Source organism: Mammaliicoccus sp. K-M42 (genome assembly GCF_022386375.1).
GTDB classification, from domain to species: domain Bacteria; phylum Bacillota; class Bacilli; order Staphylococcales; family Staphylococcaceae; genus Mammaliicoccus; species Mammaliicoccus fleurettii.
In genome coordinates, this window is the sequence record NZ_JAJNIS010000001.1 from 119,182 (window position 1) to 131,361 (window position 12,180).

The following is a 12,180-nucleotide window of genomic DNA, read 5'->3' on the forward strand; positions in this document are numbered from 1 at the left end:
GAAGAGGTGAAATTATGCAATACATGAAAGAACTAAAAAGGTTATTTAAACACCCTAATAAATATCCTATGTTTAGAATAACTAAATTAAGATACATATTTCTACATATTCTATTACTCAGTTTTATATTAATATTACCTAATACAGTTCAATACATACAAATCACTCAAAACTTATCCACCCTAGCAAATGAACAAGTAGATGAAATACCTAATTTTAAAATAGAAAATAACAAAATGATTTTATCTTCTGACAAAAACATCAAAATGAACGATAAACAATCCATTATTTTCACAAGTTCTAATCAATTTAATATGGAAGCTAATCATCTTATCGTTTTCAAACCTGACCATATTGAAATATCAAATTACAATGACTATACCGAAATCAGTTACGGTTCTTTATCAACTGTTGTCACTGATCAAGATGATTTAATTAAATTCATAGATACGATCAATGATTCCAAGTACTTCTATTTAAGTATGATAATTATATTCTTATTAATAATTCAATTTATCAGTCTATCAATTAAAATTGGTATTCTAGCATTAGTAGGTCATTTATTAGGTATGTTACTTCGAAAGAAAACACGATACATGACATGGTTTAAAATGATGACGTTTATAATAACGCTTCCAACTTTAGTACTCTTATTAGGTATAGTTGCGTCGAATACTTTATTAATCATTGTTTCATGGTGTATAATTGTGATTGGTATTCTCATAACAGTGTTTTACTTACCAAATGGAAAGAAACATGCTAATGTAAAATAATAAGCAAATCTATACAAAGGAGTCTTATCATGTCAGAAATCATTCATCGTACTAAAACTAGGCCTGTTAAAGTTGGGGATTTAACGATTGGCGGTTCAGATGAAGTCGTTATTCAAAGTATGACTACTACAAAAACATATGATGTCGAAGCAACAGTAGCAGAAATTAAACGTTTAGAAGAAGCTGGTTGCCAAATTGTTCGTGTCGCTTGTCCAAACGAAGAAGACGCATATGCAATTAAAGATATTAAAGCCCAAATAAACATTCCATTAGTTGTTGATATTCATTTCAACTATAAACTTGCTTTGATTGCTATTGAAAATGGCGCAGATAAGATTCGTATTAATCCTGGAAATATTGGTAGACGAGAAAAAGTTGAAGCGGTTGTTAAAGCGTGTAAAGAAAAAGGAATTCCTATTAGAATTGGTGTAAATGCTGGATCGTTAGAAAAGCATATTATTAAAAAATATGGTTACCCTACCGCAGATGGTATGGTTGAAAGTGCCTTGCATCATATAAAAATACTAGAAGATCTAGATTTTCATGATATCATCGTTTCAATGAAAGCCAGTGATGTTAATCTAGCCATAGAGGCATATACGAAAGCTGCACAAGCTTTTAATTACCCATTACATCTTGGCATTACAGAAAGTGGTACGCTTTTCAATGGTACAGTTAAATCGTCTGCAGGATTAGGTGCAATCTTAAGTTTAGGTATAGGTAATACTTGTCGTATTTCTTTATCAGCAGATCCAGTAGAAGAAGTTAAAGTAGCAAAATCACTACTTAAAGCATTCGGTTTAGCAAGTAATGCTGCAACATTGATTGCTTGTCCTACTTGCGGACGTATAGAAATAGATTTAATATCTATAGCTAATGAAGTAGAAGAATATATCTCTAATCTTCAAGTACCTCTTAAAGTAGCCGTTCTTGGATGTGCAGTAAATGGTCCAGGAGAAGCAAGAGAAGCCGATATCGGTATTGCTGGTGCTCGAGGTGAAGGCCTTTTATTTATGAAAGGTAAAACAGTTCGTAAAGTACCAGAAGAAACAATGGTAGACGAATTAAAAAAAGAAATAGATAAACTAGCTTTAGAAATGGAACAAAATAAAGAAATTCAAAACTCATAAATATAATGTTTGAGGCTGAGACAATTAATTTGTCCCAGCCTTTCATTAAATAATATATAAAGGTGATTTTTATGAACCAAAAACCAAGACTAGGAATAGATATAGATGGGACTGTCACTTGCCCAAAAACATTTGTCCCTTATTTACAAAGAGACTTTAATGAACAATTGAAATATGAAGATATTACAGAATACAATTTAGCAAATGTCTTAAATTGTGAAGAAGAAGAAATGCTTAACTGGTTTAAAAATAATGAATCATATATTTACCAAAACTCTCCAGTTGCAGAAGGCGCTAAAGATATTTTAAACCAACTTCAATATCAATATGAACTATATTATATAAGTGCCAGGCATAACTATTTAGAAGACATAACAAAAGAATGGTTTAATTTGCATAACATTCCATTTGATCAAATTACATTAACAGGTAGTCATAACAAATTAGAAGTAACTAAAAATCAAAATATAGATGTATTTTTTGAAGATAAATTAGACAATGCTGAAGACATCAATCACCAACTAAATATACCAGTATTTTTATTCGACACACCATATAATCAAAAAGAACTTCAATCTGGCATATATAGAATAAACAGTTGGCATGAAGTATCTCCATTATTAAATAAATTATAAATTAAAGAGCTTGGACATAACTATCCTAGAATTCTATTAAGAGCAGAAATTCAATTTTAATAATGAATTTCTGCTCTTACTTTTTAAAAATCATTTAAGTAGCTTATAGAATTTGTTGGCATTTTTTATGCGCATGCTTTACGCGGGCATGTTCTCAGCCTGTAGTCTTCGAATCATGCTTTTCCCGCAGGAGTCAGCGCTAAAAAACGCCAAATATTAATTAAATATTTATAATATAGATGGAATTTATTCAAGAGTTCACTCTATGTTTAATAATCTACTTATTAAAACAAAAAACAAACTGAACTTATAAATTTAAGTTCAATTTGTCCACAGTACAAAGTAGTGATTAGAGAAACCATTTTTCTATTTAAAAATAAATATCGAGAGCGATTTTGTGAAGTGCTAACGCCTGAAGGAATAGTATGTGGGAGAGACTACAGGCTCGAGCCATACCCTTAGGCAAGCATGCACGAACAAAATCGTAAGATTGTATAAAAGGTAGGCAAGCATGTACGTACAAAATCGTAAGATATTAAAAAATAAGCATATCACTGTAAACTAAAAAATCAGTTAAGTGATATGCTTATTTATTTTATACTGTTTTACAATGCTCACATTTACCATATACCTCAAGTTTATGTGATGAAATTTCTACGTTTGGTAGTTGTTGCTTAATTGAATCCATTGGACAGAAATCGATGACTTTTGTTGTTCCACACGAATCACATATAAAGTGATGATGGTGGTGGCTTTGACATGAAATACGAAACTTCATTTCACCGTCAATTTCAGTACTTTCAATTATATTTAAGTCTTTAAATAAGTATAAATTACGATAAATTGTATCGAAAGACAAACCTGCATAATCATCTTTTAAAGCTTCTTGTATATATTTTGCTGTTATATATTTATCTTCGTTAACGAATAAAGAAATGATATCACGTCGTTTATTTGTATACTTATGACCATCATTCTTCAATATTTGAATGGCTTCTTCTACTTTCAAGATGATAGCCTCCTTTTTTTATCAATACTTTACTATATGCAATACTTGCAAGTAATTCTATAATTAACAATCCTACTATAATACCTCCAGGTGAAATATTCAAATAGAAGGAAAGTATCAGACCAACAATGACAGATAATTCACCAAATATAATACTTAGTGCAATTAATTGTTTAAATCCTTTCGCAAGTCTCATACTAGTAGCTACTGGCAATGTCATTAAACTACTTACAAGTAATATCCCTACTACTCTCATTGAAGCCGAGATAACCAATGCAACAATAACTATAAATAAGAGTTGAATCCATTTAGGCATCCCTATTACTTTTGAATATTCTTCATCGAAAGATAGTACGAAAAGTGATTTATACAATAACATGACAAAAATTAACACGATTAAAGTAATAATAATGATTGTAAATAAATCACTCATATTTACTGCGCTGATAGAACCAAATAAATATCCAAATAAATCTTGGTTAAATCCATTAGCTAATGAAATGAAGATTACACTTACACCAATACCACCACTCATAATAATCGGTATAGCGATTTCTTGATAATGTTTATATTCAGTTCTTAATTGTTCAATGAGTAAAGCACCAGCTATTGAAAATATAATACCGAACCAAATTGGGTTAATGGAAGCAAACAATGGACTAATACTCATTAAGAATAATCCCATTGAAATACCACCTAAAGTAACATGGCTTAAAGCATCTGCAATAAGCGATAATCTTCTAACTACAATAAATGCACCGATTAGTGGTGCAATTAAACCAACTAAGACACCACTTATAAATGAATATCTTATAAAATCAAAATTTAAAAACGCATCAATCATTCTTTAAACACCCCTCATATAGGAGGTTTAAAGAACTTATATTATTAAAGTACTCAATCTCACTTTCCATATCCTATCTCCTTACCGATACTTATCTACTAGTTCTATTTATTTAACGAGTTCTTCTAATTGTTCTTCTGCACAGCAATCACGATCATGTTGGTGGTCAACAAATTGTACTGGATGTCCATAAATTTTAGATATTGAAACTTCATCTAGTGATTTGAATGATTCACTTGTCCCATGGAAATGAATATGTTGATTTAAACAAGCAACTTTACTTGCTGTATCAGCAACGACACCAATATCATGTGTTACGAGTATAATTGTTATGCCTTCTTGTTTTAATTGTGTAAGTAGTTGGTAAAATTCTGATACGTGTCTTGCATCTATACCAACTGTAGGTTCATCTAATATTAAAATGCTAGGCTTAGAAATTAAAGCTCTCGCTATGAATGTTCTCTGTTGCTGTCCACCGGATAGTTGTGCGATATTCTCGTTTTTAAGTTCGATTATATTTAATCTTTCTAATATTTCATCGACTTTTTTCGCATCTTCATTATTAAACCATTTGAACAAACCTTTATTTTTAGTTAATCCACTCATGACAACTTCTTTAACAGTTGCAGGAAATCCTGAACTAAACGCATTAGATTTTTGTGAAACGTAACTAATTTTTTCCCAAGATTTATATTGATTTATTTTTTTACCACTTATGAATATATCACCTTTTTGTAAAGGTAAAAGTCCTAATATTAATTTAAGTAAGGTTGATTTCCCTGAACCATTTGGTCCTACTATTGCTAGAAAATCACCTTTATAAATTTGTATATTGATATGGCTAAGCGCCAATTTATTTGGATAGCTATAACTTATATCTTTTAATTCAAAAATTGGTGTTTCTTTTTCCACATTCATCACCTCGTCAATAGAATACTATACAATGAAAATGGATTAATGTAAATAGGAATGTTTACGAATAAAAAAGGAATGCTATTAATTTAGCATTCCTTAAGTATTATTTATTGATTAAAAATTTTATCTTTTAAATCTGGATCGAAAGTACCATTTTTAATCATTTCAATTTCGTATTTATATGGTGGCTTTTTATTCTTTTTATCATCACCTACATAAGGTGTTTCTAAGATTTTAGGAACATTAGTAAAGGCTTCATGATGAACAATATAATGCAATGCATCATAACCTAAAGAACCAAATCCAATGTTTTCATGTCTATCTTTTTTAGCACCTTGTGGGTTTTTACTATCGTTTACGTGAAGGACTTTTATTCTATCAATACCGACGATTTTGTCGAATTCGTTTAATACACCATCAAAGTCTTCTTTAACGTTGTAACCAGCATCGTTAGTATGACAAGTGTCAAAACATACTGATAATCTTTCATTATGGTCTACACCATCAATAATTTGTGCAAGTTCTTCGAATGTTTTACCACATTCTGAACCTTTACCCGCCATTGTTTCTAATGCTATACGAACATCGTTATTATTCGTTAAAACTTCATTTAAACCTTCAATAATTTTTTTAATTCCTTTTTCTTCTCCAGCACCTACATGAGCACCAGGATGAAGTACGATATCTTTAGCTCCCAAAGCTTCAGTACGTTCAATTTCAGATTGTAAGAATTCAACACCTAAATTAAATACTTCAGGCTTTGTAGTATTCGCAATATTAATGATATATGGTGCATGCACAACAATATTTGATAAACCGTATTCTTTCATTGCTGCTTGACCATTCTCAATATTTAAATCTTCAATTTTTTTACGTCTTGTGTTTTGAGGTGCGCCAGTATAAATCATAAATGTTGAAGCATTATAACTTGCCGCTTCTTCCGCTGCTTGAAGCAACATCTTCTTACCACTCATTGATACGTGTGATCCGATTAACATATATGACACCTATCCTTTTCTGCTTTGTTTTTTAGTTCTTTTAGAATGTGCTTTCTTTTCTTTGAATTTCAATTCATCTAATTCACGTTTGAATTTCTTCTTATAACCAGGTTTAACTTTATTTTTGTTATTTCTTTTAATTTTTTGTTTAAGCGATTTCTCAATATTATCTTCTTTTTTAACACGTCTTGTTCTATTTTGACGATCTTTTATTTCTACAAATTCGTCATTTTTAATATCAACATGTTTAAGTTTATAATTATTCTTCTCAATTTGAGTTATTAGATCATCTTCGTCTGGTGTATATAAAGTGATTGCTACACCTTTATAGTCACCACGACCAGTTCTACCTACTCTATGCGTAAAGAAATCAATCTCTTTAGGTAAATCATAATTAATAACGTGACTAACACCTTCAATATCAATACCTCTTGAAGCTAAATCACTTGCTACAACAAATTCAAAATCTAATTGTTTAATACGTTTCATTTGTTGTGTTCTTTCTCTAGGTGTTAATCCACCATGAATAACACCAACTTTATATCCTTCTTCAGATAAATGAGCGACTAATTCATCAGCTCTATCACGACTATTTGCAAATATAATTGCTAAATAAGGATTTATAACTTTCATAACTTTTAAGATTTTTGTTTTTTTCTCTTCACCTTTAGTAGGAATTAAGTAAAAATCAATATTATCTTTATTTGAAGATGCTGTTTCAATTTCAACAAATTCAGGATTGCTTAAATATTTATTTAAGAAAGGATGTAATGCTTTAGGAATTGTTGCACTAAATACGGAAATTTGTGCTTTTCCATCTAATCTACTCGCAACACTATCAACCTTAGGCATAAACCCTAAATCAATCATTAAATCTGCTTCATCAATAACAACTGACTTAGCTAAATGTAAATCTAAAGCTCTTTCAACAGCCATATCATCAATTCTGTTTGGCGTTCCTACAACTACATGTGGTGTGTTTTTAGATTTATCAATATCTCTCGATTTATCAGTTCCACCAATATATAAGCTTACTTTAACACCTGTTTTAAATTGTGCCAAATGTGATGCAGCGTCATATAATTGTTTAGCCAACTCTCTCGTTGGAGCTAAAATAATTATTTGTGGTTCTTTTATATCAACATCAATTTTATCAAATAATGGTAATAAAAAGGCGTGAGACTTACCAGTACCAGTCTGAGATTGACCTATAATATTAGATCCTTTTTTAATCTTAGGTATAACTCTACGTTGTATTTCTGTCGGCTGATCAAAGTGTAAATCTTCAACTGCCTTTACTAATTCATTTTCTAACTGAAAATGTTCAAACGGATGCTTAGACATAAGCGACCCTCCTCATTTCTTTTTCACTTCATACATTATATAGTAAATACGTAGTTTAAGATAGGCTTAAAGATTTATTTTGAATTTTTATTTAGTTTCATTCAATCTTGAGTGTTGTTATAATAGATATTAATAAGGAGGGCAATTAATGGAGATTATAAAAATTACCCCTAGAGGCTATTGTTACGGCGTTGTAGATGCTATGGTGATTGCAAGAAATGCTTCACTAGACAAATCACTTCCTAGACCAATTTATATACTTGGCATGATTGTTCATAATAAACATGTAACAGACGCGTTTGAATCAGATGGAATCATTACTTTAGATGGACCAAACAGATTAAAGATTTTAGAGCAAATAGAAGAAGGAACTGTAATCTTTACTGCACATGGTGTGTCACCTGAAGTAAAAAAACGTGCTAAAGAAAAAGGACTTGTTTGTATCGACGCAACTTGCCCCGATGTAGACAACACACATCAACTTATAAGAAAAGTTAAATCAGAAGGATACCATGTCATTTATATTGGCAAGAAAGGTCATCCAGAGCCTGAGGGAGCAGTTGGTGTTGCTCCAGATATTGTTCACCTCGTCCAGACATTAGATGATATAGAAGATTTGCCAGAAGATATTAAAGATAAAAAACTCATCGTAACTAATCAAACAACGATGTCACAATGGGATGTTAAACATTTAATAGATAAACTACAAGCTAAATACCCGCACATCGAAGTTCATGAAGAAATTTGTTTAGCAACACAAGTAAGACAAGAAGCTGTTGCTAATCAAGCAAATCAAGCTGACTTATTAATAGTTGTAGGCGATCCAAAAAGTAATAACTCTAATAGACTCGCACAAGTATCCAAAGAGATTGCACACACAAATGCATATAGAATTTCTGATTTAAGTGAACTAAAACTAGAATGGTTACAAGACATTGGAAGTGTAGCCGTTACTGCAGGAGCATCAACACCTACTCCAATAGTAAAAGAAGTCATTGACTATATTAAAAACTATGATCCAACTCATGTACCAACTTCAGCTCTTAAGAGTAATGTACCTGTTGAAAAAATATTACCTAAGATTAAAAAGCCACAACCAGTAACAATAATGGAATAAAAAAACTGCCGACTTTTTCGGCAGTTTTTTTACATATAACAATAAGGATCTGTATTGATTTTAGAACTTTTTATTTCTATTGATTGATTTGTCCATTCTTCTAATAATGACTTCAATCCTTCTCTCATTACATATTCACTATAATGATTTATATCTAGAACATTAATACCATCCATTTTGGCATCTAATGCTTCGTGATGCTTAACATCACCAGTTATAAATAAATCTGCTTGTTTATTTTGTGCAAGTTGTGCGTACTCTATTCCAGCGCCACCAACTATTGCCACTCTATTTATTTTCGCCTCTTTATTCCCTATAAATCTAACAGCTGGAATGTGTAGTTTTTCTTTATAGTGTTCAACAAATTCATTTATTGATTGTGTTTTATCTAATTCTCCAACTATTCCTAATCCTATTCTAGAAGTCTTCTTCATTTCTATAAAATCAAAAACAGGTTCTTCATACGGATGATTTTCATAAATAAGTTGTTTAGCTAGTGACTTATCTTTTCCATCTATCATAAGCTCTAATTTAGTTTCATAAACCGTTTCAGTCTTATGAGATTGTCCAATATGCGGGTTAGCATTCTCACTTAGTTTAAATTGACCTTTTCCTTGCGATTGGAAAAACACTTCGCTATACTCTCCTGTTTGTGCTAAATGATGTTTGTTAAATGCAGACTTCATTAGTTCCACATCTTTATCTGGTATAAATATCTGTACTTTGAAATAACTTTCTTCTTTGTCATCTAGAACAGACATGTTTTTCAAACCTATTTGGTCACCTATCATGTAACTTACACCTTTTGGATACACATCTAAGTTTGTGTGAAGCGCGATTAAATTAATATCATTTTGAATCAGTTTTTTTAGAATCGGTCCATAACCTTTTTCTGTAATGTTTTTAACACCTTTAAAAATAAGTGGATGGTGCGCAATAATTGTATTTAAATCGTTTTCTATTGCTTCATCTACTACTTCCATAGTGCAATCTAGTGTTGTTAATATGCCTGTTACTTCACTATTTTCAGTTCCAATTAATAAACCAACATTATCCCATGATTCACTACTTGAAAATGGAACATGTTTATTAATGACATTTAGTAATTCTTGAATAATCATTTAAGCACCTCTTTAATTTGAAGTATTTGTTGATTAATTTCATTATACCTAATTTGATCATCATGATGTTCTAACTGTTTACTAATTTTATTTAACGATTCAAGTTCTCTCTGCCATTTTTCATAAAACAAATCGCTTTTATTTTTTAATAATATTGGTCCAAATCTCATTTCTTTTTCATCTAGTAGCATTGTTCCTTTTTTAGCGACTAATATTTCATATATATGTTTTTTATCTTTTATTAATTGTTCGTCATAAATTTTATATCCAATTTTTTGTAACACTTGTCTAATTGGTAACGCATGTATATTTGCTTGTAATATTAAATCAGGATATTCGTTTAATTTATGTTGACCTTCTTCAATAATTTGTGCAATTAATGGTCCACCCATACCACATATCGTAATAACATCTATTGTTTCGTCAATCACTTCTAAACCATTTCCAAGTTTAACTTCAATACTATCTGTCATACCATAAGTTTTAGTGTTCTGTTGTGCTGCCAAAAAAGGACCTTTAACTACTTCTCCAGCTATCGCTTTGTTAATTAAGCCTTTTTGTATAGCATATATTGGTAAATAAGCATGATCAGATCCAATGTCAGCTAATTTATTATGATTGAGGTATTCGCTCACCTTCGTTAAACGTTTGTTTATCTGGATCATCATTTTTTCCTTTCATAAAAAAAATCTTTTGCAATAGCAAAAGATTTTTTTGTGTTATTTAGCGCCGTCTTTTAAGTATTTGACAAGTGTGTCTAAATCTTTGTCTGAAATAGTCGCTTCATCGTGGGCAGGCATTGAACCTTTACCATCACGGATGATTTTTTTCATTTCGCCAGCTTCTTTAGAAGAACCAGCTAATTTAGGTCCCATTCCACCTTCAAGATTTTGTCCATGACAACTTGTACAATTATCTTTTGCGAATGTAGCTGCGTCAAACTTCTCAGTTTTTTCACCGCCACCGCCTTCTTTTTCTTCCTCTTTGTTAGCACCATGTGCTGACATGAAGAATATTAATCCCACACCGAGTAATAATATCAGAATAAACGGGATAACAGGATTACGATTCATTCATACAACCTCCCTTTTGTTAAACCTTCATACAATTATATTTTATATTAAAACAAGGCATTGTCAAAGGCTTTTTGGGATTAATATAAACTTTTCGTGATTAATCCATAAAATCTTTCAATCGCTTACTTCTAGATGGATGTCTTAATTTGCGTAAAGCCTTAGCTTCAATTTGACGAATACGCTCTCTAGTAACGCCAAATACTTTACCAACTTCTTCTAATGTTCTTGTTCTTCCATCATCAAGACCGAATCTTAATCTTAAAACATTTTCTTCTCTATCAGTAAGTGTATCTAATACATCTTCTAATTGTTCTTTTAACAATTCATAAGCAGCGTGATCAGATGGACTTTGCGCATCTTGATCTTCAATGAAGTCTCCTAAATGACTATCATCTTCTTCGCCTATAGGTGTTTCTAATGAAACTGGTTCTTGTGCTATTTTTAAAATTTCACGCACTTTTTCTGGAGGTAAATCCATTTCTTCGCCAATTTCTTCAGGAGATGGATCTCTACCTAAATCTTGTAACAATTGACGTTGAACACGTATTAATTTATTGATTGTTTCAACCATATGAACTGGAATACGGATTGTACGTGCTTGGTCTGCGATAGCTCTAGTTATCGCTTGACGAATCCACCAAGTTGCATATGTCGAGAATTTAAATCCTTTATTAAAATCGAATTTTTCAACTGCTTTAATTAGACCCATGTTACCTTCTTGAATAAGATCTAAGAATAACATACCTCTACCTACATAACGTTTAGCAATACTAACTACAAGTCGTAAGTTTGCTTCAGCAAGGCGTGATTTAGCAATATCATCACCTTTTTCGATACGTTTAGCCAATTCTACTTCTTCTTGTGCAGTTAATAAATTAACTCGTCCAATTTCTTTTAAATACATTCTAACTGGGTCATTTATTTTTACGCCTGGAGGAGCACTTAAATCATTTAAATTTAATTTATCATTTGTATCAGTTGAGTCTTTTTCATTGATTAAATTAATTTCATTCTCGTTAATTAAATCAAAGAAATCATCCATTTGATCTGGATCCATTTCGAAGTTTTGTAATTTATCTGCAATCTCTTCATGACTTAAATGTCCTGCTTTTTTACCTTGTTCAATTAATTGATGCTTTACTTGATCAATAGTAAGTACTGCTTCATTATTAGCGCTATTAATTTTGTTTAATTCTTTATCAGACATGAATAGGCCTC

Annotated in this window: 13 protein-coding genes; 4 read left to right on the top strand and 9 right to left on the bottom strand. The window is 31.0% G+C overall.

Annotated features, from left to right (window positions below):
• Positions 1 to 14 precede the first annotated feature (14 nt).
• The 3 genes from LQ668_RS00635 (at position 15) to LQ668_RS00645 (ending at position 2,538) form a co-directional block, all read left to right on the top strand.
• Positions 15 to 773: a DUF1189 family protein gene (locus tag LQ668_RS00635; protein ID WP_115337392.1), complete on the top strand. Its 759-nt coding sequence runs from the start codon at positions 15 to 17 to the stop codon at positions 771 to 773.
• 29 nt (positions 774 to 802) lie between these two features.
• On the top strand, positions 803 to 1,903 hold the full coding sequence (gene ispG, locus LQ668_RS00640; RefSeq protein WP_078356539.1) for a flavodoxin-dependent (E)-4-hydroxy-3-methylbut-2-enyl-diphosphate synthase: 1,101 nt from the start codon (positions 803 to 805) through the stop codon (positions 1,901 to 1,903).
• A gap of 71 nt (positions 1,904 to 1,974) precedes the next feature.
• Entirely contained in the window at positions 1,975 to 2,538 is a 564-nt protein-coding gene (locus LQ668_RS00645; RefSeq protein ID WP_115337391.1) for a 5' nucleotidase, NT5C type, read from the top strand.
• 595 nt (positions 2,539 to 3,133) lie between these two features.
• Here LQ668_RS00645 and LQ668_RS00650 read toward each other — a convergent pair.
• From LQ668_RS00650 to LQ668_RS00670, 5 genes are all read right to left on the bottom strand, one after another.
• Positions 3,134 to 3,547 carry a Fur family transcriptional regulator gene (locus LQ668_RS00650; RefSeq protein ID WP_078356537.1) on the bottom strand — a complete coding sequence of 138 codons (414 nt, stop codon included), beginning with the start codon at positions 3,545 to 3,547 and terminating at the stop codon, positions 3,134 to 3,136.
• Positions 3,510 to 4,391 (bottom strand): metal ABC transporter permease, encoded by an 882-nt coding sequence (locus LQ668_RS00655; RefSeq protein WP_078356536.1) that lies wholly within the window; start codon positions 4,389 to 4,391, stop codon positions 3,510 to 3,512. Before LQ668_RS00655 ends, LQ668_RS00650 begins: the two co-directional genes overlap by 38 nt.
• 108 nt (positions 4,392 to 4,499) lie before the next feature.
• Positions 4,500 to 5,303: a metal ABC transporter ATP-binding protein gene (locus LQ668_RS00660; protein ID WP_239700818.1), complete on the bottom strand. Its 804-nt coding sequence runs from the start codon at positions 5,301 to 5,303 to the stop codon at positions 4,500 to 4,502.
• A 110-nt stretch (positions 5,304 to 5,413) separates the two neighbouring features.
• Positions 5,414 to 6,304, bottom strand: coding sequence for a deoxyribonuclease IV (locus LQ668_RS00665; RefSeq protein ID WP_078356534.1), 891 nt, complete (start codon positions 6,302 to 6,304; stop codon positions 5,414 to 5,416).
• A 9-nt stretch (positions 6,305 to 6,313) separates the two neighbouring features.
• The gene (locus LQ668_RS00670) at positions 6,314 to 7,648 is read right to left on the bottom strand and encodes a DEAD/DEAH box helicase (RefSeq protein WP_078356533.1); all 1,335 of its coding nucleotides are present in this window, start codon (positions 7,646 to 7,648) and stop codon (positions 6,314 to 6,316) included.
• Between the two features lie 148 nt (positions 7,649 to 7,796).
• Between LQ668_RS00670 and LQ668_RS00675 the strand changes: the two genes are divergently transcribed.
• Complete coding sequence (locus tag LQ668_RS00675) at positions 7,797 to 8,765, top strand: 4-hydroxy-3-methylbut-2-enyl diphosphate reductase (RefSeq protein ID WP_203153305.1); 969 nt, start codon at positions 7,797 to 7,799, stop codon at positions 8,763 to 8,765.
• 29 nt (positions 8,766 to 8,794) lie between these two features.
• On the opposite strand, the gene LQ668_RS00680 is transcribed toward LQ668_RS00675, so the two are convergent.
• From LQ668_RS00680 to rpoD, 4 genes are all read right to left on the bottom strand, one after another.
• Entirely contained in the window at positions 8,795 to 9,886 is a 1,092-nt protein-coding gene (locus LQ668_RS00680; RefSeq protein ID WP_239749434.1) for a Nif3-like dinuclear metal center hexameric protein, read from the bottom strand.
• Positions 9,883 to 10,551: a tRNA (adenine(22)-N(1))-methyltransferase gene (locus LQ668_RS00685; protein ID WP_115337390.1), complete on the bottom strand. Its 669-nt coding sequence runs from the start codon at positions 10,549 to 10,551 to the stop codon at positions 9,883 to 9,885. The genes LQ668_RS00680 and LQ668_RS00685 overlap by 4 nt, the downstream gene beginning before the upstream one ends.
• A gap of 54 nt (positions 10,552 to 10,605) precedes the next feature.
• Positions 10,606 to 10,959, bottom strand: coding sequence for a c-type cytochrome (locus tag LQ668_RS00690; protein ID WP_078356529.1), 354 nt, complete (start codon positions 10,957 to 10,959; stop codon positions 10,606 to 10,608).
• Between the two features lie 100 nt (positions 10,960 to 11,059).
• Complete coding sequence (gene rpoD, locus LQ668_RS00695; RefSeq protein ID WP_078356528.1) at positions 11,060 to 12,169, bottom strand: RNA polymerase sigma factor RpoD; 1,110 nt, start codon at positions 12,167 to 12,169, stop codon at positions 11,060 to 11,062.
• Positions 12,170 to 12,180 lie beyond the last annotated feature (11 nt).